This is a genomic window from Saprospira grandis (assembly GCF_027594745.1).
Classification (GTDB): Bacteria; Bacteroidota; Bacteroidia; order Chitinophagales; family Saprospiraceae; genus Saprospira; species Saprospira grandis.
Map to the genome: position 1 here is coordinate 2,343,660 of NZ_CP110854.1, position 22,275 is coordinate 2,365,934.

General features: G+C 49.4%; 14 protein-coding genes. 7 read left to right on the forward strand and 7 right to left on the reverse strand.

The genetic code is table 11. From position 1 onward, the window contains the following. Window positions 1-150: 150 nt before the first annotated feature. On the reverse strand, window positions 151-2,178 hold the full coding sequence (locus tag OP864_RS09380) for a tetratricopeptide repeat protein (RefSeq protein WP_270097944.1): 2,028 nt from the start codon (window positions 2,176-2,178) through the stop codon (window positions 151-153). A 231-nt stretch (window positions 2,179-2,409) separates the two neighbouring features. Continuing rightward, window positions 2,410-5,949 (reverse strand): BamA/TamA family outer membrane protein, encoded by a 3,540-nt coding sequence (locus OP864_RS09385; protein ID WP_270097945.1) that lies wholly within the window; start codon window positions 5,947-5,949, stop codon window positions 2,410-2,412. 368 nt (window positions 5,950-6,317) lie between these two features. Between OP864_RS09385 and OP864_RS09390 the strand changes: the two genes are divergently transcribed. From OP864_RS09390 to OP864_RS09405, 4 genes are all read left to right on the forward strand, one after another. Then, on the forward strand, window positions 6,318-6,968 hold the full coding sequence (locus OP864_RS09390) for an MBL fold metallo-hydrolase (RefSeq protein WP_270097946.1): 651 nt from the start codon (window positions 6,318-6,320) through the stop codon (window positions 6,966-6,968). Window positions 6,969-7,260: 292 nt separating this feature from the next. Beyond that, window positions 7,261-8,289, forward strand: coding sequence for a thiamine-phosphate kinase (gene thiL / locus OP864_RS09395; protein ID WP_270097947.1), 1,029 nt, complete (start codon window positions 7,261-7,263; stop codon window positions 8,287-8,289). Window positions 8,290-8,338: 49 nt separating this feature from the next. Continuing rightward, window positions 8,339-9,736: a histidine--tRNA ligase gene (gene hisS, locus OP864_RS09400; RefSeq protein ID WP_270097948.1), complete on the forward strand. Its 1,398-nt coding sequence runs from the start codon at window positions 8,339-8,341 to the stop codon at window positions 9,734-9,736. Window positions 9,737-9,858: 122 nt separating this feature from the next. After that, the gene (locus tag OP864_RS09405) at window positions 9,859-10,872 is read left to right on the forward strand and encodes a T9SS type A sorting domain-containing protein (protein WP_270097949.1); all 1,014 of its coding nucleotides are present in this window, start codon (window positions 9,859-9,861) and stop codon (window positions 10,870-10,872) included. A gap of 178 nt (window positions 10,873-11,050) precedes the next feature. Here OP864_RS09405 and OP864_RS09410 read toward each other — a convergent pair whose 3' ends face one another. Together OP864_RS09410 and OP864_RS09415 are read right to left on the reverse strand one after the other, a co-directional pair. Beyond that, entirely contained in the window at window positions 11,051-11,212 is a 162-nt protein-coding gene (locus OP864_RS09410; RefSeq protein ID WP_270097950.1) for a hypothetical protein, read from the reverse strand. Continuing rightward, window positions 11,200-11,487, reverse strand: a complete 288-nt coding sequence (locus OP864_RS09415) for a hypothetical protein (protein ID WP_270097951.1) — start codon at window positions 11,485-11,487, stop codon at window positions 11,200-11,202. Before OP864_RS09415 ends, OP864_RS09410 begins: the two co-directional genes overlap by 13 nt. A gap of 559 nt (window positions 11,488-12,046) precedes the next feature. Between OP864_RS09415 and OP864_RS09420 the strand changes: the two genes are divergently transcribed. After that, window positions 12,047-15,934, forward strand: coding sequence for a reprolysin-like metallopeptidase (locus OP864_RS09420; protein ID WP_270097952.1), 3,888 nt, complete (start codon window positions 12,047-12,049; stop codon window positions 15,932-15,934). 275 nt (window positions 15,935-16,209) lie between these two features. Then, complete coding sequence (locus OP864_RS09425; RefSeq protein WP_270097953.1) at window positions 16,210-17,679, forward strand: cryptochrome/photolyase family protein; 1,470 nt, start codon at window positions 16,210-16,212, stop codon at window positions 17,677-17,679. 383 nt (window positions 17,680-18,062) lie between these two features. On the opposite strand, the gene OP864_RS09430 is transcribed toward OP864_RS09425, so the two are convergent. Beyond that, window positions 18,063-18,563, reverse strand: coding sequence for a hypothetical protein (locus OP864_RS09430; protein WP_270097954.1), 501 nt, complete (start codon window positions 18,561-18,563; stop codon window positions 18,063-18,065). A 13-nt stretch (window positions 18,564-18,576) separates the two neighbouring features. On the opposite strand from OP864_RS09430, the gene OP864_RS09435 reads away from it, so the two are divergent. Further along, entirely contained in the window at window positions 18,577-19,776 is a 1,200-nt protein-coding gene (locus OP864_RS09435) for a class I SAM-dependent methyltransferase (protein ID WP_270097955.1), read from the forward strand. A gap of 180 nt (window positions 19,777-19,956) precedes the next feature. On the opposite strand, the gene OP864_RS09440 is transcribed toward OP864_RS09435, so the two are convergent. Then, complete coding sequence (locus tag OP864_RS09440) at window positions 19,957-21,486, reverse strand: leucine-rich repeat domain-containing protein (RefSeq protein ID WP_270097956.1); 1,530 nt, start codon at window positions 21,484-21,486, stop codon at window positions 19,957-19,959. 11 nt (window positions 21,487-21,497) lie between these two features. After that, window positions 21,498-22,106 (reverse strand): DUF4240 domain-containing protein, encoded by a 609-nt coding sequence (locus OP864_RS09445; RefSeq protein ID WP_270097957.1) that lies wholly within the window; start codon window positions 22,104-22,106, stop codon window positions 21,498-21,500. Between the last annotated feature and the right edge of the window lie 169 nt (window positions 22,107-22,275).

Below are 22,275 nucleotides of genomic sequence, written 5' to 3' on the forward strand. Positions count from 1 at the left end.
CCCTGCGGCAGCAAAGCTGCCTGGGTCTGGCCTTCGGCCACTGCTGCCCATCCCTCAGCCGAGGCGCTGCGCGCCTTGGCGGCGGCTTCGCCGCCTATCTGGACCAAAAAAGCGCCCCAAACTGCTGTTTGGGGCGCTTAGGGCCTTTTTCTATTTTGCAATCAAGGGCAAAATGGCCGGAATGCTTTGGTCTTCATAGGCTTGCATGGTCGCCACCGGAAGGTTTCCACCATAAAAGCCTGCTGCCTCTGCTCGAATAATATATTTTTGGTCGGGCCGCAAGGGTAAACTAATTTTACCATTGGCATCGCTTGTAAAGCGCTCTTCACGACCATCTAGTAGGTTGGTCAAAACAACGGTAGCTTGCCCAATCCCTTTTTGGTTGCTTTTCTGCACCACCTGAAGGTCTACGCTCAGCTTTACCTTAACGTCCTCTCTGGTCTCCAACATGGGCGGATCCCCTTCGGTATTTTCATAGTTGTAAGGATCCTCATTGCTTGTGGTATTTTCTGCATTAGGATCAGTGCTAGGTTCATCTGGAAGGGCCCAGGGGTTGTAGTCAGGATCATCTGGATCTACAGGATCTTTGGGCTCATTGGGGTCGCTCCAGCCCCCATCAATTTGGCCATTATCAACCACCGCTTCGGGGTCAAAGTTATCGGAGCTATTAGGGTTGGGCGTAGGCTGGCCTCCTGTTCCTTCATTTCCGTCTAGCTCTCCACCATCTTCTAGCATGGCTAGGTCCATAGAATCCACCTTTTCTTTAGCGGTGGGCTCTTCTACGACGAAACCAGCATTGATGAGGCTGTCGATGAGTTTTTCGTCGTCGATGCCAGAATCGGCGAGGCTGTCGGTAAAATTTAGCTTTCCTCTAGGGGCGATGCCAGGCGGTAGCTCCTGAGGTTCTTCTCCGGTCAAAATAAATTGATAGAGGTCATCGCTTCCATTTCTAGAAGAAGAGAAAAAGCCCTTAGTTTGGTCATCATCTAAGAGGAAGTAAGTATCATCAAAGGCAGAGTTGAGCGGTTGGCCCAAGTTCTCGGCCTCGGTCCAGTCAATTCCGTTACCCGTAGGTCTAGAGCGGAACAAGTCGTAGCCACCATAGCCCGCCTTACCTTTAGAGGCATAGTAGAGCGTACCATTGGGGTGGGCAAAGGGAAAGGCCTCATTGCCTCGGCTATTCACGCCCTCGCCCAAGTTTAGGGGTTTAGACCATTTATCGCCCATTTTGCGGCTCATCCAAATATCCGTTCCGCCAAGTCCACCAGGCATATCAGAGACAAAGAAGAGGACTCGGCCATCGGCAGAGAGGCTAGGGTGCATAAACTGATAGCCTTGGGTAACAAATTCTAGGACCAAGGGTTTGCTCCAATCGCCATCGACCAATTCGCTGGCAAAAATTTGTAGGGTATAGGCTTCGGCATCAGGGGTTTCTTTTACCGAGCGGTTATAAAAGCAGAGCTTTCCGTCTCGGCTAAAGCTAGCTGGACCATCATGTCGGCGACTACCATTGAGTTTGCGGGCAAAAGGAGCTGGTGCGGCCAATTGTCCATCAGCACTTAGTTCTGAAAAGTAAAGATTGAGGAAAGAGCGCTCTTGCTCCCCCCAATTGGCGCTAATATCAGCGGCTTGGATACGGTCCGAGCTAAAGACGAGGCCGGTACCATAAAAGGCGGGGCCAAATTCGTCATTTAGGCTATCATTGACTGCCGCTTGATAGTTAATTTGCACATCGGGATAAACGGGAATAATGGACTCAATGGCATCTAGGCGTTTGAGTAATTCTGCTGGGGCGGGATCTTCGGGCCGTTGGTCGGCATACTGCAAAAACTGCGAACGGGCCTCATCAAATTTGCCCAAAGAGAGTAAAGATTGCCCATAGGCCAATAGAATATCGGGCCGTTCATCGGCATTTGGAAGCAGGTCCTCAAAAAGAGGAACGGCCTTGTCTACATGGCCTGTTTCATTATAGCTTTTGGCCAAATTGATGCGGGCATCTACGCCCATAACGCCTTGGCCCGAAGTCGTGCCCATTAAAAGCTCATATATTTCTTGAGCTTCTACATAACTCTCTTCATCAAAGAGGTTATTGGCTTTTCTAAGTTTGTTAATGCGCTCTTGCCCAAAGCTGGCCCCACTAAAGGCAAAGAGCAGAAAGAGAAGTAAGTAAGTCCTCATAAATTGCTCATTTTTATTAGTCGCTGCTAAGTTAAGTATTATTAAAGAAGTTCTTGTTTAGAACTTGTTTTAATCTGATCTTCTGGGGGGGCTAGGGGCGGGCTGTGATTGGCCTAGCGCTGTGGAGGGGTGGCCGCAGGCCAGACCCAAGCCGCCTGCGGCGGCTGCAGGGCCGAGCGAATAGCGAGCCCCGCAACATAGCGCCGCAAGGCGAAGCCGCAGCGGAGGCCCCTAAAAATCCTTGCCCAAAGATAAGTAGATTTTGGCTTGTTGGACCTCGCCAGTTTCTACGCCCCAGCCACAATCTACTTTGACAAAATAGCCCAAAACCACCGAACGCAGGCCAAAACCAAAGCCCTGCACAATGGGGCGGCGGTAATAATTGACCCGCAGGCGGATGGGCGAGACCACATTTACCCCAGAGGCGGGGTCGATGGTGGTGCTATTGAGGGGGTTGTCTTTGGAGAAAGGCGAGCTGCCCTGCCAGGCGGTCCCCACATCATAGAAGCCCGTGAGCTGTAGGTTGCGCAAAATGCTAGAATTGCTGTTCGAGTTGCCCAAATATTCTGCAAGCGGGATGCGCAATTCGGCATTGATGAGGGCAAAAGAGCTTCCATTTCTGATATTGGCATCGAAGCCGCGCATATTGGCGGCCACCGTTTGGTAGGCATAATCTTGTCCATCGGGCAGAGGAATGGTTTCGGTTTGGCTGCTAAAGAGCCAGTTTTCCATACCGCCCAAATTGTACAAAATCTTTTGTTGGCCAAAAGAGCTAGCGCCCACAAAGCGGAAGGCCAAAATGCTTTTATCGTCCAATGAAATATATTGGCGGGCATCTAGGCCCAGGGCAAAGGTGGGCGTATTGGCTACTTGCCCTAGGCGGTCGCCAGTGCTAAAGGGAACCCCCTGAAAATAATCGCCATAAATGCGCATTCTAGAGCCTTTGCGGGCATTGAGGCCCAAAATAACGCTATTGTCATAGACATATTCTAGGCGAATACCTAGGCGATTTTCATCATAAATAGGAACGCTCAGGCTGCCCAAATCCTCGGGGCGGATGGCCACTCTATCGGCCTGAAAACTCAGGGTAGATCGGATAGAGCGGAAGCGGCCAAGGGGGTAGCTAAATTCGGCCATGGCCAAATGCTTGAGGGTGCGGCCCTCTACCTGCTCCTGAATGGTCCCCGTGCTATCCTCCAAAACATAGTCTTCGCTAAAGCCTCTGCGGTAGAGGCTGTATTTTTGGTCCAGACGATACTTGCGGTTTTCAAAGTTGAGAAAATACTCCATGCCATCAAAGGTAACGGGGATGCGCATGCCGAGCTCTAGGCGGTAGTTTTCTAGGGCATCGGTAAAGTTGATTTGGCCCAAGAGGCTAAGAGGCGGCAGGCGGAAGGGGCCGCCCAAATAGAGGTCTAGCCCATTGTAGAGTACGCTATTGTCTAGGTTAAACGCTACGCCTTCAAAGAAGAAGTTATTTTCCTGCTTTTCGCCTTTTTGGGGATCAAAAACGAGCAACTTGTGCTGAGGCGCCTTAATGGTTTTTTCCTCTGGCGTTTCCTTTTCTACAATTTGGCCATCTTGTCCTTCTACCAGCTCAATGGCTTTTGGGGGTGTACTATCCTTTTTGTTGAGTTTTGGCGTTTCCACCTCCTCAAATTCGGTCTGAAACAAGTAGTTATCAATATCTACTTTGGCCGTATCGCTTTGGTTGGGGGGCAGGCTATCGGCCTTGATTTCTTTTTCTACAGCCTTGAGCTCTTCCTCCAAACTCTTATCGGTTTGAGGTACTTCTTTTTGGGGCTTTTTGCTTGTCGTTTTCTCTTTTTGCTTCTTGGCTTTTTGCTTTAGGAGGCCATGTTGCCGCTCTAGAATAAGGCGGTAGCGACTAGGCGCCATTTGCATTTCTCTATCGCTACGCAAATCTCTCAAAAAGAGCTTGTACTCGCCGCCGCGGAAAAGCAGGTCGGCTACTTTTTTACCATTGGGCGTAATGCTTTGGGCCAAAATACTACGGCTGTAATTGGTGTTGGCCATGAGCTTTGTTTGCCAGCCATAAAGGGGCTGCTGTCCAAAACTATCCATCTGGCTGCTATCGGCTGCGCTAAAGCTGCTATCTAAGGGCAAGACAATAGGCGCTTCTCCCGATTTGGGGTAGCCCACTACTTGCTGGCCCAATAATACACTATCTATCTGGCCAATATAGCGGTTGTAAATTCCCGATTGATCGCTGAGGAAGCTAAACTGCCCATCGCCCAAGGCCTGAGGGTTTTTCTCATTGACCAAAAAGCTGTTGGTCAGGCGAATGGGCGCTCCTTTTTCCTCCAATGGCAAGAAAAAGAGATCAAACTGAAGCAAGGGCAGTTGCTGGCCCAAGGGGAGTTTCATCTTGGCCTCTGGGCGGTTAGAGCTAAATAAAACTCCCTTTTTACCTTGAAAACTCATTACGGTTGGACTCAAATCATCCCAGGCATCTTGGCTCAGGTTTTTGGCCTGCCCATTACTATACAAAAACAAATCACTTTGTCCCTCGGCCTGAGCCGATAGCAAAAACTGACTGCCCTGATAATGACTAATATGGCCCACCCGCTCAATGTCTTTTATTTCTTGGGCCTTGCCTAGCTTGCCCGTGGCGGTATTCAAAAATTGCAAATAGACCTTCTCGGCCCGCTCAAATACAATGGCGAGCTCTTGGTCGTTGCGCCAAGCCAAAAGCGGATAATGCTGATCGCTGCGGTTGCTGTAGTCCTTGGCCCCTTGTCGCCAAACGATTTTGGCTTTCTGGCTTTCGGTCTGCTGCAAAACAACTTGCTGTTTGCCCAATTTCTGCTTTACATAGGCCAGCTGCTTGGCATTGGGGGCCAAAACCAACTGACTAATGGCCTTTTTGCCCACATTCACTTTGAGCTCTCCCGCATTCGGAAATAATTTGCCCAAATTGTCACTCTCATAGCGCTGCATGAAGTATTTGTACCAACTGCTGCCCGCTACCGTATAAAAACTACTGCCAAAGGCATAGCGAAAGCCCGCCTCAATGCTATGATTGATGCGGCTGAGATACAACAAGTTCGATACGGTGGCCTTGCCATGATTGCGGGCGATATAATGAAATAAGGATTGGCCCGCCAACTGCGGATGCTCCTCGGCCAATTCTAAAAAGTTGGCATAACGAGCCGATAAAAGGGCCTCCCGAAGCTGATCGTCTTTTTCTGTGCTCCATTCTTCTACAGCATGGGCAATTAGGCCCTCCGTAAACCAATCGGGCAGTTCTAAAAGGACCGAGTTCTGCACGATTTCTTGCAAATTAGACCCAAATAGCATGCGGTTGAGTACCGCCCGAGCAATGCCCTCCCGCAGGTTTTTGTGCAGCTTTTGGTGGTTGCCATCAAAATGAACCAATAGCTTTTTGTCTAAATAGACCTGCTGGCCCGAATTGAGCAAGGCCGGAGCCGATAAACCCACATTAGATTGTAGCAAATCACTGTAGTCATCATAAACAATGACCTCGATAGGCTGCCGAATCTGATACTCAAATAAACTCTTGAGCTGCCGATAATCTTGCTCGGCCATGGGCAAAAGCGTCTTCATCAAGCCCTCTTGCTGGCTATGATAATAGAAGGTGAAATTTAAGGTCTCATAACGCTTCCATTGGTACTGCTCCCGCTGCAAACGGTTTTGCCCAAAGTCAGAACTGACCAATTGAGCCGCCACAAACTGAGGGGCCGCCCATAGAAAAATAAAGAAAAGGTAGAGGTAGGGATGTTGTCGCATAAGTTGGTGCTGCTATGGTATTTCTAAATGAGGCCAATGAGGTTGTTTTTTTGGGGCCTGCCGCCTTCGGCGGCCCTGCCCTTGCGCCGCTCGCAGGTCTGCTCGGCCCTGCAGCGCTTTCAGCGCTTTGGTCTGCCGCCTGCGGCGGCACGGCTACAGGCCAGTAGGCCAGTCGCTTCGCTCCTCTGCGGCTCGCTGCGCTCGCCTGTAGGACCCAAAAGTAGGGCCCTAGGCCCATTGCCCACAATTTTAGGGCCTCAATAAAATCGGTTCTCTGCTTAAATAAACGTATTTTTGCGGCAAAAGGTCGCTTTTGGCTGTTTTTGGGCCAAAAGCTAGCGTTTAAAACTATCTTAAAATAAGGAATTATGGCTGTGGTTCAAGCTTTCACTTTTAATATGTTTCAGGAAAATACATATATAGTATATGACCAAAGCAAGGCATGTATCATTGTAGACCCTGGCTGCTACACCGCCCAAGAACAAAATCGCCTGAAGCTGTATATTGAGGAAAGGGGCCTTAAGCCCGAGGCTGTAGTGAATACGCATTGCCATTTGGACCATGTCTTTGGAAATGCCTTTGCCTGCAAAACTTGGGATATTCCCCTCTATGTACCCGAAGGCGAGGCCGCTATGCTCGAGGCTTTTCCTAGAGTGGCCCAACAATATGGGGTGCCCAATGTTACGCCTTCTCCAAAACCGAATAAACTGCTCAAAGGAGGCGAGACCTTTAGCTTTGGCCAAACGAGCTTTAAGCTGCTCTATTGCCCCGGCCACTCGCCCGCTAGCCTTTGCTTTTATTCGGAAAAGGACCATCTGCTCCTCGCGGGAGATGTGCTCTTTTTTGGTAGCATTGGCCGAACCGATTTGCCTGGCGGAAATTATGAGATCCTTATGCAATCTATTAAGGAGGAGATTTTACCTTTGCCCGATGAAACCGTAGTCTATTCGGGACATGGACCCAAAACGACCGTGGGCCGAGAACGCAAAATGAACCCTTTCATTAAAGAGATGCGCTAAGCCCCTTTTTGGTTGGTCCAAATAAGGCGAGCGAAGCGAGCCGCAAAGGAGCGCAGCGACTGGCTGAGGGATGGACAGCAGTGGCCGTAGGCCAGACCCAGCCGCCAAAGGCGGCGCAGGGCCGAGCAGACTTGCGAGCTGCGAAACAGCCCGACCCGACCGATAACTCATGAGGGTTTTAACCCTCATTTTGTATAGCTTCGCAAAGCGATACCGCTTTGCGCTGGGTTTCAACCCAGCGGGAGGGGCAGCCCCAAAAAAAATTAAAAATTATTAAGACGATTGAATAGCTATGAAGCGAACAGAACTGAAAGAATTGGGAGAATTTGGTTTGATTGACCATCTAACAAAGGCCTTTGCGCATAAGCATGCTTCTACGATTAAGGGGGTGGGCGATGATGCCGCCGCCATTCGCTATGCTTCGGAAGGTCCACTAACCCTAGTCTCTAGCGATATGCTGGTAGAGGGAATCCATTTTGATTTGGCCTATACGCCCCTAAAACATTTGGGCTATAAGGCGGCTGTGGTCAATTTTTCAGATATCTATGCCATGAATGCTCGCCCCAAGCAGTTGTTGGTCAACATGGCCCTATCTAATCGTTTTTCGGTAGAAGCTATGGAGGAATTGTATGCGGGCATTCAGCTTGCTTGCGATATTTATGGCGTTGATCTGGTGGGCGGAGATACCACTTCTTCACTCAAAGGATTGGTGCTTAGCCTGACGATTATGGGCGAACAAGCCGCCGATAAGGTGGTCTACCGCCGTGGGGCCAAAGCTGGCGATTTGCTTTGTGTAACTGGGCATTTGGGCGGCGCTTATTTGGGCCTTCAGCTGCTAGAAAGAGAAAAGCAAATCTTTATGGAGCAGCCCGATATGGAACCCGATTTTGATGGCGAAGAGGAGCTGGTGGGCCGCCTACTCAAGCCCGAAGCTCGCCAAGATATTATTGCCTTTTTTGAGGAGCAAAAGCTGGTCCCCACCGCTATGATTGATATTTCGGACGGACTCTCTTCGGAGGCGCTACACCTTTGTAAGCAATCGGGCCTAGGGCTCTTGCTCGAAGAAGTGCATGTGCCGATTAAGGAAAAGGTCTACCGCAAAGCCCTAGATTTTAATCTGGACCCCTTGGTTTGTGCTATGCATGGCGGCGAAGATTATGAGCTGCTGTTTTGCATCAACCCCAAAGATGCCGATAAAATTAAGTACAATATGGATATTTCCATCATTGGGGAAATGGTGCCCGCCGCAGATGGCATCCGCCTACAAACCAAGGGCGGCAAGTTGATGGATTTGGTGGCCCAAGGTTGGACGCATCATTAGGCGATCGATTTTTCCATCTTATTTTTGACTGTTATACCTATTATATATCATGAAACCGAAATTAGTACAAGGTAGCCGCGACTTTGGTCCTTTGCAGCTCCGTCAACGCAAATATATTTTTAATACGCTCCGCGATATTTTTAGCCGCTTTGGCTTTCAGGAAATTGAAACGCCGGCCCTAGAAATGCTCAGTACCCTACAGGGCAAATATGGGGATGAAGGCGACCAACTGCTCTTTAAGATCCTCAATAATGGCGATTACCTCAATGGGAAAGAGGTGCGCAAACAAAGCAGCCCCGAGGAACTCGAAAAGATTTTGGCCGAGAAAGATAGTGCCGCCCTTAGCCCGCTGATCGCTAGCCGTGGCTTGCGCTACGACCTGACCGTTCCCTTTGCCCGCTTTGTGGTCCTCAACCGCAACGATATTGCCTTTCCCTTTAAGCGCTATCAAATTCAGCCCGTTTGGCGAGGCGACCGCCCCCAAAAAGGCCGATACAGAGAGTTTTATCAGTGTGATGTGGATGTGATTGGCTCGGACTCTCTGCTCTATGAGGCCGAACTCCTCCAGGTTTACGATCAGGCTTTTGCCGAATTTGATGTGAAGGTCGATATTCGCCTCAATAACCGCAAACTCCTAGAGGCCTTGGCCCAAATGATTGGCCAGCCTGAGCTCTTTATGCCCATTACCGTAGCTATCGATAAGCTGGACAAAATTGAGTGGAAAGGCGTGGCCCAAGAACTAGAAAAACTAGGCCTAGACGAGCAGCAACAACAGCAAATCCAAGCCGCTATTCAGGCCAAAAGCCTAGAGGAACTAGCCGAGCTTTTTGGGCCAACTAATGAAGTGGGCCAAAAGGGCATTGCCGAGCTGCAAGAGGTGCTGGCTTTCCTAGAGGGCTATAGCTTTAGCAATAATTTGGTCCTTGACTTTAGCCTGGCCCGTGGCCTGAGCTACTACACCGGCTGCATCTTTGAGGTGGTGGTCGATACAACTGCCCCCGGCCAAGAAAAGGTCAAGATGGGCAGCATTGGCGGCGGAGGACGCTATGATAACCTGACCGCAGTCTTTGGCTGGGAAGGAAACTCGGGCGTAGGTTGCTCTTTTGGGGCCGCCCGCATCTTTGATGTGATGGAGGAATTGGGCCGCTTTGAGCAGATCCCCGCCGATGAGGTCGAGCTGTTTTTCCTCTGTATGGATGAAGACTCGCTCAAGTATGGCTTTAGCTGCCTACAAGCTTGCCGAGCCGCTGGCATCAAGGCCGATATTTATCCAGAAGCGGCCAAGTTTAAAAAGCAGATGAAGTATGCCAACAAAAGAGGGCTGCAAAAAGTGGTCATTATTGGCGAGAGCGAAAGAACAAGCGGCCAGCTCCAACTGAAGAATATGGAAACGGGAGAACAGTCTAGCGCTAGCTTAGAAGAGCTGATTGCTCAACTCAAGGCCTAGTTAGCATAGCCGCATGGCAGTAAAACAGTCAATAGCTTAGGGTGTTGGCTGTTTTTTTATGCCTTAAAATTACTGTTGTAAAAAAAAAACATAACTTTATCCCAAATTAAATCGCAAAGAATATGAAACAGATTTTATTTATCCTCCTCTTTCTTATTTCTCAAGGCCTACTGGCCCAACAACAAGATACCAGCGGCTTTTGCCCTACTGGCAGTATCTGGGTCTATAAGCATGCGGTGCAGATGTATTTCCCGCATTATAGCATGTTTAGCTATGAAAAAGATACGCTGCTCAATGGGCAGGCGGTCAAAAAGATTCGCCACGATCGAGTGGCCTATGACTATCAATACCAAAACCAGCAGCCCTATATTGCTGGACATACGATTAGCTGGCAGAATGATGAGTTTCTCTATGAGCAAAATGATAGCATTTATTTCTATCTGGCCGACAGCCAGCAGTTTTATCTCTTGCATGATTTTTCGGCCTTAGTGGGCGATAGTTTAGCTATTCAGCAGCACCGAAATGCCTGCGGAAACAATAGTAATTACCCGCTGCAAGATACTTTAGCCATTTTGGAGCAAGATACCTTAACTCTGGGCCAATGGGCCTTTAAACGCTCTTATTACAATATTTCTTCTAGCATCCTAGAGGATAGTACTAATCAGTATTTTAAGGGCAAAATCATTCACAATATCGGCGGCGAAACTACTTTTTTCCCTTATCCCAATCTACGCCTTTGTGACCCTAATGTTTACATTCAGGGCCAAACTACGGAGCTAGTCTGCTACCAAGATGATGAACGGGGTGTACTCATTGATGAGGTGCAAGAGGAATGGGGCTGCCAGAGCCTCATTACTACCGTAGCCCAATTGGCCGACCCTTCTATGGCCCAAAATGCTCCGCAGGTTAAACTATTTCCCAACCCCACTCAAGCGCAGTTTTATCTACAGAGCCAGCAGCCCCTTTTGCGCTACGCCATTTATCAACTCAATGGGCAGTTGGTCCAGCAAGGAAGCCTAAACAACAGCCAAGAAAACTACCAGATTGCCGTCCCCAATTTGCCTGCAGGACTCTATATCCTACAATTAGAAAACGAACAGCAAGAGGTTTTTTATCAAAAGTTTAGAAAGCAGTAGCCTATTTCGCAAAGTATAATAGTTAGAGGTCCAAATCTTAGGGTTTGGGCCTTTTTTTATGCCTTTAGGAGATTGTTTTGGGGCCTGCCGCCTTTGGCGGCCGGGCCCTTGCAGGGCTCGCAGGTCTGCTCGGCCCTTCGCCGCTTTCAGCGGCTCGGTCTGGCCTTCGGCCACCCTTTCAGGCCCCTAGGCCTGCGGCCCTTTGGGCCTGTAGGACGAGTTTTTGGAATGGTCCATTAAAGTCTTGATCTACGGGTTCACAAATTGCGAATAGCATCCCCCGCTTTACAAATGCCGTTTTGCAGTTGCGAATAGCATACCCCTGCTTTACAATTGCCATTTCACAAATTGCGAATAGGGCAAAAAGGTTTTGATGGGCTGTTTGATCTCTGTCAAATAGGGCATAAAAGTTTTGATGGGGTATTTGATCTCTGTCAAATAGGGCGTAAAAGTTTTGATGGGCTGTTTGATCTCTGTCAAATAGGGCATAAAGGTTTTGATGGGGTATTTGATCTCTGTCAAATAGGGCATAAAGGTTTTGATGGGCTGTTTGATCTCTGTCAAATAGGGCATAAAAGTTTTGATGGGGTATTTGATCTCTGTCAAATAGGGCATAAAGGTTTTGATGGGGTATTTGGCCTTTGGCCATGGCGGCTTCGCCGATATCTGCAGCCTAAAGGCCGCAGCCAATCTTGTTGGGCCATCATCTTTCTCGCCGCAAGAGCTTAAAAGCCCCTGCTTTGGTGATAGAAGGCAGGGGCTTGGGTTTTTCAGGACCTGCGGCTTTTAAGCTGCAGGCCAAGAGGCGATAAAGAGCTAGCTGATTGGGTCCTAATCTGGCTGCGGGTTTCAACCTGCAGCTATGGCCGAAGGCCAAACGGCCTAGCGATGTGCAGCAGTGCGGCGCAGCCGCAGACCCAGGCCGTCAGGCCGCAGGGCCGAGCAGACCTGCGAGCTGCGAAACGTAGCGCCGCAAGGCGAAGCCGCAGCGGAGGCCCCAAAACAACAGCGAGCTGCGACAACAAGCCCTTTAGGGCGTCTTCGACGACTGAAAGGAGTAACGCCCCAAACCCTAAATAGACTAGACCTATAATCAAAATAAAATATCCGTAAGCTTGTTGCTGCAAAATTATTGTTTGTAAATTGCGCTATCATCAACCAAAAAACAATGCTTATGCGCATTTTATCCACTATTTTTCTTAGCTGTTTGATGCTGACGGGCTTATGGGCTCAGGGGCAAGAGCTTTGGCAAAGCCAAACAGAGGCGAGCATTCCCGTTTTGGGCGTTCGTTATATTCAGCCGCAGGCCGCAGCTTATTATCAATTAGATTTGGACCAATTGCAGCAGCTACTAGATGCGGCTCCTATGGAGTTTACGCCTATTGCGCAAATGAGCCAGACCCTCATCAGCCTGCCGATGCCCGATGGCAGTATGCAGAGCTTTGATATACAGGAGTCTCCGATTATGGAAGCGGCCCTATCGGAGCGTTTTCCCGATATCCAAACCTTTAATGGGCGAGGGGTTACGGACCCTAGTAAATCGCTTCGCTTTGACCTCACGCCTGCTGGCTTTCATGCCATGATTTTGCAGGCCGATGGGCCCACAATCTTTATTGATCCTGTCTATTTTAAGGGAGACAAGCGCTATTATCAGGTCTATTACCGCAGCGATTTCCGCTCTACGGTAGCCAAGAATTTTAGCTGCCAAACCGAAACGCCTATGAGCAAAGGCCAAACGAATAAGCGCCCACTTTTGCCTAAGTCTTTTGGTAGCTGTGAGCTACGTACCTACCGTCTGGCCCTAGCCGCCACTGGCGAATATACCCAGTTTCATGGGGGAACCGTAGCCGATGCCTTGGCCGCTCAGGTGGTGTCTATGAACCGTGTGAATGCCGTCTATGAAAGAGATTTGGCCGTTCGGATGGTCATTGTGGCCGATAACTATAAAATTATTTATACCAATGGAAGCACCGACCCCTATAGCAATGCGAGCGGTGGGGCCATGTTGGGCGAAAACCAGACGATCTGCGATGATTCTATTGGTACCGCCAACTACGATATTGGCCATGTGTTTTCTACCGGCGGTGGGGGAGTGGCCTACCTACAATCGGTCTGTAATAACAATAAGGCGGGTGGGGTAACCGGTAGCGCTAACCCTGTTGGCGACCCCTTTGATATTGACTATGTGGCCCATGAAATGGGGCATCAGTTTGGGGCCAACCATACCCAAAACAATGCTTGTAACCGCAATGGCGCCACGGCGATGGAGCCGGGCAGCGCCTCGACTATCATGGGCTATGCGGGCATTTGTGCACCCAATGTGCAAAATAATAGCGACGACCATTTTCATGGGGTATCCTTAGAAGAAATGGGGGCCTTTATTACGAGCAGCGGACATAGCTGCCCCACAACAACCCCCTTGGCTAACAATTCGCCAGTGGTCAATAATAGTACAAACACCCTAGTGATTCCAGCCAATACGCCTTTCTTCCTCACAGGAGATGCACAGGACCAAGACACCGCCGATGTATTGACCTATTGCTGGGAGCAAATGGATAACCAAACGGCCACTATGCCCCCTCTACCTACTGCTACGGTAGGGCCTAGCTTCCGTTCGATTTCGCCAAGCAGTAATCCTACTCGCTATTTTCCCAATTTGGCCGACCTAAGCGCAGGCATCAGCCCAACTTGGGAGGTCCTTTCTTCTGTATCTAGAAGCTATAATTTCCGCCTAACGGTGCGCGATAATGCAAGCGGGGGCGGCTGTACCGATCATGTGGACCTCTCGGTCAATGTAGATGCTAACTCTGGTCCTTTTATTATTAACTACCCCTCAGCTACAGGCATTAGCTGGATCGGCACCACCCAAGAAACCGTGCAATGGGATGTGGCCAATACGAATAATGCGCCCGTAAACTGTACCCTAGTGGATATTTTATTGTCTACCGATGGTGGTTTGACCTATCCCACTGTACTCGCTACAGCTACTGCCAATGATGGCTCCGAAGTGATTACGGTCCCCAACACCCCCTCTAGCACTTGCCGCATTATGGTTAGAGCTAGCGGAGGTAACTTCTTTGACATTTCAGATAATGATTTTGAAATCACAGGCGCTAGCTTTGGCTACAACCTCTCTGTAGCTATGGATAGCCTAGCGGGCTGCCCCAATAGCAACGGCAGCTATTTTGTGACGGTAACTGGACTTTTGGGCTATACCGACCCCGTTCAACTTAGTCTAACAGGCCTGCCAACAGGCGCTACGGCCAGCTTTGGCAATGCCAATATTACGCCCACAGATACCACGACTTTATCGATTGCTTTGGGCAATGCGGCAGCTGGAGACTATAGCCTTAATCTCATCGCTCAGAATGCTTCGGATACGCAAAGCCTCAACTTGATGCTTTCGGTTTTGGATGGTAGTTTGGCCGCGCCTAGCCCTCAACTGCCCGCTAACCAAGCCCAAGGCGTGATTAGTCCCGCTAACTTTAGCTGGACCGCCAGCAGTAGCGCAGGCCAAAGCTTCGGCATTGAGATCGCTACAGATGCTAACTTTACAAACATTGTAGAGTCGGCCAGCAACCTCAGCAGCCCTAGCTATACTTCTGGCAACCTGAGCTCTAATACGACTTACTACTGGCGAGTGTCGGCAAGTAATGCCTGTAGCAATTCGCCCAACTCTGCTGTCTTTGAGTTTACTACAGCCGACTGTAATATTTATGCCGCCGCCGATCTACCCATTGCTATTCCAGCTTCAGGAGCGCCCACTATTAGCTCCAATATCAATATCCCCAATGCGGGAAGCATTATTGATTTGAATGTGGTGAACTTGACGGGCACGCACTCTTGGGTTTCTGATTTGACCTTTGTGTTGAGCAGCCCTAGCAATAGCAGCGCTACGCTTTTTGCCCAAATTTGCGGAAGCGATGATGATTTTGATCTTAACTTTGATGATGCTGCGGCTAGCAGCCAATTGCCTTGTCCACCTGTTGGAGGAGGAACATATCAGGCCGAGGACCTTTTGTCTGTTTTCAATGGCCAAAACCCTGCAGGAACCTGGACCCTCAGCGTTTCGGATGGGGCCAACCAAGACGGCGGAAGCCTAGATAGCTGGGGCCTACAGGTTTGTGTAGCTGCGCCTAGCAATGCAAATGATGCCGCTATTTTGGACATTACTAACCTTTCGGGCCGCTATTGTAATCAAGGCGATTTTGTTCCCGAAATCGAAATTGCCAACTTTGGCGCTAGCGCTCTAACTAGCCTAACGATCAACTATACCCTAGATGGCGGCAGCCCGCAAAGCTTCAACTGGAGCGGCAACCTAGCCACCAACGCCACGGCTACAGTGAGCCTGCCGCAGATTAGCGTAGCCGCAGGAACACACAGCTATAGTGTCGAGCTAACAGCACCCAACGGACAAACCGATGGCGATTTGAGCAATAATACAGCAGCCACTAGCTTTACCTATGTGAGTCCGGGCCAAGATGTAACTGTAGCCATTACTACCGATAACTTTGGTAGCGAAACAACTTGGGAAATCCTCAATGCACAGAACTTCCCGATCGCTAGCGGTGGCCCTTATCAAGATGGTACGGCCAACCAAACCTTTAGCTTGGCCAATTGTCTGCCCGAGGGTTGCTATACCTTCATTATCTATGATAGCTATGGAGATGGTTTGAATGATGGACAGAATACTGGAAACTTTCTGCTAAGCGATACTTCAGGTACGGTCTTGGCCGAAATGGGAGCGAATTTCACCGATTCTACCAGCCGCGCTTTCTGTATCCAACCCACGGCGGTGGAGGCGATTGACGGCCTTGCTTTGTTTGAGGTATTCCCCAATCCCGCCAGCCAAACTTGCTTTGTGCAGTTGCAGTTGGAGCAGCAGGCAGAACAGGCCCAGCTTTCTTTGGTCAATACTTTGGGCCAGCAGTTGCGCCAATATACCGTAACGCAAAACTGGCAGCAGCAAATTGATCTCCGCGATCTGCCCGCTGGCGTCTACTATTTGCGTCTGCAATTGGACCAAAAACAACAGAGCCGCAAATTGATTATTCATCGCTAATCCAGTCGGCTTAATGCTTATTCATCGCCTGTTTTCATCAGAAGACAGGCGATGTTTTTTTGGGGCCCGCGGCCAGCAAGCTGGCCGCCGCTATGCTGCGCCGCTCGCAGGTCTGCTCGGCCCTGCAGCCGCCTGCGGCGGCTTGGGTCTGGCCCTGCGGGCCACGGCTGCGCAGCGCTGGGCCGCTCATCAATGCTACTAAGGCATAGCGGCCCGCTTCGGCCGCCGAACTAGGCAAACAAAAGCCCAGAGAAACTGTTAAGGCAAACAAAAAGATGAAAATAGCCCTCGTTTTTCCGCACCAACTATATGAGCAGCCCGCCGCCCTAGCTGGGGTAGAGCAGGTCTATCTAATAGAGCTGCCGCTCTTTTTCAAACAGTATAATTTTCATAAGCAAAAGCTCATTTTGCATCGGGCCAGTATGCGCGCCTATGCCGATGAGCTGCGGGCGCAGGGGCATCAGCTCCACTATATCCAAGCCTTCGAGTTGGACCATATTGGCGATTGGCTGGCCGAGCAAAATTGGCCCAAAGGCAGCCAGCTCCAACTTAGCCACCCTAGCGACGACTGGCTGCTGCAAAGGCTAAAAGAAGGGGCCAAAACTGCAGGTTTTCAGCTCAAGATATTCGAGAATCCCAATTTTATGCTCTCGCTCAAGGCCCTAGATACTGCCTTCGGAAAGCGCTATTTTATGAATGATTTCTATATCAATTTGCGCAAAGAATGGAAAATCATGTTAGATGCAGAGGGCCAGCCCTGGGGCGAAAAATGGAACCTAGATGCAGAGAATAGAAAAAAACTGCCCGTCAAACAAGCTATTCCCCCAGAGTACCAACCCCTAGAAGACGACTATCTGGCCGATGCCAAAGCTTATGTGAGGCAATATTTTGGCAAAAACCTAGGCAAGGCCGAGCCCTTTTGCTATGCCACAACAAGGACCGAGGCCAGACGAGCTCTGGCCCTTTTCCTAAAAGATCGCATGGCCCTTTTTGGTCCCTATGAAGATGCTATGAGCCGAAGAGGTAGCCAACTCTTTCATTCTATGCTGAGCCCTTATATTAACTTGGGCTTGCTCTCGCCCCAAGAGGTAGTTTCGGCGGCACTCTCCGCTCATGAAGAAGAAAATTTCCCCCTCAACTCCTTAGAGGGCTTCATTCGGCAAATAATGGGCTGGAGAGAATATATGCGAGGCATCTATGAGCGAGAAGGCCGCAAAGAGCGAAGTTCCAACTTTTGGGGCTTTACCAAACGCCCTATGCCCGCTGTTTTTTATAATGGAAAAACAGGCCTGCTGCCTTTGGACCATGCCATTCAAAAGCTGAAAGCTAGGGCCTACAACCACCATATAGAACGCCTTATGCTCTTGGGCAACTGCTTCCTCCTCTGCGAAATTCATCCCGATGAAGTCTATCGCTGGTTTATGGAGCACTATATAGATGCCTACGATTGGGTGATGGTCCCGAATATTTACGGCATGAGTCAGTTTGCCGATGGAGGCCTCATTTGCAGCAAACCCTATATTTCGGGCTCCAATTATATTCGCAAAATGAGCGACTTCCCCAAAGGGGATTGGATGGCCATTTGGGACGGCCTGTACTGGCGCTTCATTCAAAAGTATAGAGCGGTCTTCTTAAAAAATTATCGCATGGCGATGATGGTCCGCCTTTGGGATAAAATGAGCCCAGAAAAACAGGCCAAGCACCTTAGGATTGCCGAGGATTGGCTGGCCCAAGTCTGGGCCTAAAACAATTAGTTGTTCGTGGCCATTTTAGGGCGTCTATTGGTCTGCTTTGGTTTTCACATTAGTTTTTTCTGCGTTCTACAGGCCCGTTAGGGCCGCAGGTAATAGCCAGATTTAATCACACTCACTTTTATAGTTTGTAGCAATTTTCGGCTAGTCGGCCCTATTTTTCTCGACCATAGCGAAGGCTATGCCCTTAAAAAATAGCTAGCCTAGCCAAAAATTCATAACAAAGATGGCCAAAGCAGCGCAATTAAATCTGGCTGAGGGATGGACAGCAGTGGCCGTCAGGCCAGACCAAGCCGCTGAAAGCGGCGCAGGGCCGAGCGAAGAGCGAGCTGCGAAACAGCCCGACCCGAGCGAAGCGAGTGGGCAGCCCCAAATAATTAGTCTCTAGTTTCCAAATAGGGCCAAAGCCAAAGGGCATAGACCAAAATGCCCAAGAAAATAAGACTGAGAAAAAGATGTAGGGACAAGCTCATTAGCGCAAAGTAAATGCTATAGCCTGGGGCCGTCAGGATAAGCCAATAGCTCCCAAAACTGGCCCCGATATAGAATAATAAACTACACAGACTATAGGCCCAAAGGCGCAAACCCTGCCTAATCTTTTTGTTCCGATTAAAGAAAAGCGCTATGGCAGAAACCGCCCAGCCGCCAGCAATAAACAAAAGCAAAAAGCTAACTGCGGGCAGAACTACATAAAGCCCCGCCCCCAAAAGCGCTAGCCCCCAAGCTATGGCTAAGCGCCAGCGGAAAGACTGGGCCGCCGGGGGCTCCTGCTGCCATTCTGCCCAAAGACTAGTGGTTTGGAAACAAAGAACTAATAAAATTAGTATTTTGAGGCCGCTGCTCAAATCGGGTAGTCTGTTATTCTTTAGTTTTTGCATCAGAGGAAGATTTATGTCTGAAAAAGATACTGCAATCCAGCAATTTATACAATTGCTTTCAGCGGCTTTGGCCCAAAAAAATCTAATCAAACTAAGCTTAAGTAAGGGGGCAGAAGGCTGCGCCCAGAAGATTTTGGGCCGTCCTATTGCCCTGAAAAAAGGCTTGGCCCTACAAGCTACCTATCGCTATCCTACACAGGATAAGGTCAAAAACTATCTGCTGGCAGAATTAGAGCAGCAGCTGCAAGCTTGGCTAAAAGAGTATAAAGCCGCTTATATGAAAACGACCACAGAGGAGATTCAACTGCTCTTTAACCGCAGAGGAAAGGCTCGTTTGCAACGGAAAAAAATGGCCCAAAAGGCCGCTCCCGCTCCGCTTAGCCATAACCGCAAAAAGCAATATCTCATTACTGCCGATCGGCCCTTTTTGCAGGCCTTGGGCATTACAGATGCCAAGGGAAGGGTCAAGGACAAGCAGCAGGATAAGTTTCGGCAGATCAATAAGTATGTAGAAATTATGCAGGCCCAATTGGAACAAACCAACTTGCTGGGCCAAAAAGAAAGCTTGCGCATTGTCGATATGGGCAGTGGTAAGGGCTACCTTAGTTTCGCCTTGGTGGATTTTCTTATGCAGCAAGGCCAAGAAGTGGAGCTTTTGGGGGTAGAGCTTCGGCCCGAACTGGTGGAGTTTTGCCAGCAGTTGAGTCATACACTAGGCTGGCAGCAAAATATCCGCTTTATGGCTATGGATATTGCCGACTTTCCCAAGGAGCTAAAAATAGATGTTTTAATTGCCTTGCATGCTTGTAATCTCGCTACAGATTATGCGCTGCATAAGGGCCTTTTGCAAGGGGCCGAGCTATTAGTGGTAGCGCCCTGCTGCCATAAAGAAGTTCGCCAACAGATTCAAGCGGTGGCTCCACAATGGCGCTTTCCGCTCAAACAGGGCATTTTTCAAGAGCGACAAGCCGAGCTATTAACCGATAGCATACGGGCCTTATTATTAGAACATCAGGGCTATCAGGCCAAGGCCTTTGAGTTTATTTCGGGCCAGCATACCGCCAAAAACCTGATGTTGGCGGCCCAAAAACGCCCACAAGGAATAGAAAGTGAGGAGCAGGACCGCATTTTGGTCGAGCTTCAGACACTAGCTGCCGAATTTGGCATCAAGGAACAAGAATTGGCCAAACGCCTAGGGATTGTTTTGGTATAGGCATAAAAAATGAGCAGCAACCTTCCCCAAGGCTGCTGCTCTGTAATCCCCATGATTTACCCCAAACTTAATTGAAGTGCAATTTAAGGAGGTGTTCCCTCCCGATTGCATGACAAAGATAGGGCAAGGGCATCCTTTTTTACTAGTGAAAGGCCTAAAGGGCTAAATTAGGTAAAAGGCCTATAGCTCTAGGTCCACAATGACTTCCTCAAAATGAGTTTTCCAAAGGGCCAAGGCCGACTCACTCCAGTTGTTTTCGCTCAAGTAAAGGGCCTGCAGTTGGCCCACTAAAGGCAGCAGGGCCTGAGGAAATTCAGTAAACTGGTTGTTTCTCAGGTCGAGCCACTGAATCTGGTCCAATTCGCCCAAGCTCTGGGGCAAGCTGTCTAGCTGGTTGTCCGATAGATCCAATTCTTCCAAATTACTCAAGGGCCGCCAGTCTTCTGGCAGTTGGGCCAGTTGGTTCTTTTCTAGATTGAGCTGACGCAGTTGAGGCAGTTTATCCCATTGCCCAGATAATTCCGTCAATTCATTTTTACTGAGGTCCAATTCCTCCAGTTCTGGCCAGTCTAAGTCGCTGAGGTTAATCTGACGAAGGAAGTTCCCCGCCAAAAGAAGCTGTCGAATCTGACTGAGCCCTTCTAAGGCCTTGGGCCATTTTTGCAGTTGGTTGTCTCTAAGGTCTAACCAACTCAAGGCCGTCAGTTGCCCAAAGTTGCTAGGCAAATCCCGCAGCTGATTAGCCGATAGATCTAACCAATGTAGGGCGGGCAAGCTTAAACCTGCCCCTAAATCTACTAGATTACAGTTGCTCATGTCCAATTCCTCTAGGACCTGAATTTCTTGCAACAATAAGGGCAGCTCTCCCAAGGGGTTGTCTTCTAAGTTCAAGACCTTGAGCTGCTGACAACGGGCCAAGTTTAGGGGTAGCCTTTCTAAGCGATTGTTCCCCAAATCAAGCTGCTCCAAAGCCGAACAATTGCCTAGTTCGGCGGCTAAGCTTTTTAAGCGATTGTAGCCCAAAAATAGGCTCTGCAAATTCTTGAGTTGGCCAATTTCTTTCGGAACTTCTTCCAGTCCCAAGCCTTCGGCCTGTAGTTCCTCCAAATTGGAGAGCTGGCCCAGTACCTTAGTCAACTGAGGCATGGGGTTGGCACTAAGGCTGAGCTGTTTTAAGGCTTTGAGCTGCCCAATTTCTTCTGGCAGTTGAGTGAAGGCATTTTCCGATAAATCAAGCTGCTGTAGTTGCTGCAATTGCCCAAAACTAGCTGGCAGGGCCGATAGTTGGTTGCGCTCCAATAGCAGTTTGCGCAGGGCCTTGAGTTGCCCAAAGTGATTAGGCAGTGCTTGCAATTGGTTGTTCTTTAAATCCAAACGCATGAGCTCTTCCCAAGCCGCCAATTCTTCTCCCAATTCGCTCAAGCCATTGTTCGATAGGTCCAGCCAACGCAGTTTCCGAAGCTGAAATAGCACTTTGGGTAAGGGCGATAGACGATTGTCCGAAATGTCTAACCACTCCAATTGCCCCAAATTAGCCAGGCTGTCAGGAAGGTCGCTCAAGCGGTTGTCTTCTATATTGAGCTGTTTCATGCCCTTAGAACGCCCAATTTCTTGGGGGAGCTCTTGCAAGCCTTTTCGGCTGGCATCTAGTTTCTTAAGGCTCTTTTGGGCCAGGAGTTCGGCCAACTGAAGTTCGTATCGACTAAGCATAAATGGAACAATTAAGCGGGTTCTGTAGATGGAGATTGCTGCTCTTGGTATTTCTGTAAACGATAGTAGAAGTTCTGAAAAAACTTCTGAAATAAAGCGGGGTAACGCTTCCGTAGTTTATATTCTTGCGCCAATGGACGCATCTTCTCTTCTAAGCTAAATTCAGCTTGCTGCACTTTTTCATACTCGCTAAGCCAGTCATAGGTATGGCAGAGGTTGCGCTGACTCTTCCGCTCATAGGCGGTCTTAAAGGCCGACCAAAATTCATAAAAACTGAGCTCGGGGTTGTCGCCTTCCTCAATATTGACCTGCTCGCAAAGAAATTCCGCAGGATTGGCCAAACAATCATAAAAAAATTGCTTGCCTTGGGCCACTAACCAATACCGAAAGTCCTCAAATCCCCACTCTTCATATCCTCCATTGATTAAATAATGCGCAGCCCAAACTTCTTCGGTGCTGCTCTGTTGCAAAAGCTGCATCAAATAAACGGCATGCCGCCGAATACTATCCGAGGTCATCGCCTCCAAACGCTTTTCCAATAAAGCGACATACTTCTGCTGATCATCTCCCGCTGCCTGCTTGACGGCATCTATCAGGAGCCAAAAATCTCTTTCTATCATAGCTGTTGTTTTATGCTGTTGTTTTTTTGGGGCCTCCGCCTTCGGCGGGCGCTACGTTTCGGGGCTCGCTCTTCGCTCGGCCCTTCGCTGGCTTTGCCAGCTCGGTCTGGCCTGCGGCCACCCCTGCACATCGCTAGGCCGTTCTGCCCCTTCGGGCCAGGGCGGCTTC

What these genes read in the sequence shown, in the direction of transcription:
- OP864_RS09390 (WP_270097946.1), top strand. Translation starts at nt 6,318, where the DNA reads ATGGCTGTGGTTCAAGCTTTCACTTTTAATATGTTTCAGGAAAATACA.
- OP864_RS09435 (WP_270097955.1), top strand. Translation starts at nt 18,577, where the DNA reads ATGTCTGAAAAAGATACTGCAATCCAGCAATTTATACAATTGCTTTCA.
- OP864_RS09420 (WP_270097952.1), top strand. Translation starts at nt 12,047, where the DNA reads ATGCGCATTTTATCCACTATTTTTCTTAGCTGTTTGATGCTGACGGGC.
- OP864_RS09410 (WP_270097950.1), bottom strand. Translation starts at nt 11,212, where the DNA reads ATGGCAATTGTAAAGCAGGGGTATGCTATTCGCAACTGCAAAACGGCA.
- OP864_RS09380 (WP_270097944.1), bottom strand. Translation starts at nt 2,178, where the DNA reads ATGAGGACTTACTTACTTCTCTTTCTGCTCTTTGCCTTTAGTGGGGCC.
- OP864_RS09415 (WP_270097951.1), bottom strand. Translation starts at nt 11,487, where the DNA reads ATGCCCTATTTGACAGAGATCAAATACCCCATCAAAACTTTTATGCCC.
- OP864_RS09385 (WP_270097945.1), bottom strand. Translation starts at nt 5,949, where the DNA reads ATGCGACAACATCCCTACCTCTACCTTTTCTTTATTTTTCTATGGGCG.
- thiL (WP_270097947.1), top strand. Translation starts at nt 7,261, where the DNA reads ATGAAGCGAACAGAACTGAAAGAATTGGGAGAATTTGGTTTGATTGAC.
- OP864_RS09445 (WP_270097957.1), bottom strand. Translation starts at nt 22,106, where the DNA reads ATGATAGAAAGAGATTTTTGGCTCCTGATAGATGCCGTCAAGCAGGCA.
- OP864_RS09430 (WP_270097954.1), bottom strand. Translation starts at nt 18,563, where the DNA reads ATGCAAAAACTAAAGAATAACAGACTACCCGATTTGAGCAGCGGCCTC.
- hisS (WP_270097948.1), top strand. Translation starts at nt 8,339, where the DNA reads ATGAAACCGAAATTAGTACAAGGTAGCCGCGACTTTGGTCCTTTGCAG.
- OP864_RS09440 (WP_270097956.1), bottom strand. Translation starts at nt 21,486, where the DNA reads ATGCTTAGTCGATACGAACTTCAGTTGGCCGAACTCCTGGCCCAAAAG.
- OP864_RS09425 (WP_270097953.1), top strand. Translation starts at nt 16,210, where the DNA reads ATGAAAATAGCCCTCGTTTTTCCGCACCAACTATATGAGCAGCCCGCC.
- OP864_RS09405 (WP_270097949.1), top strand. Translation starts at nt 9,859, where the DNA reads ATGAAACAGATTTTATTTATCCTCCTCTTTCTTATTTCTCAAGGCCTA.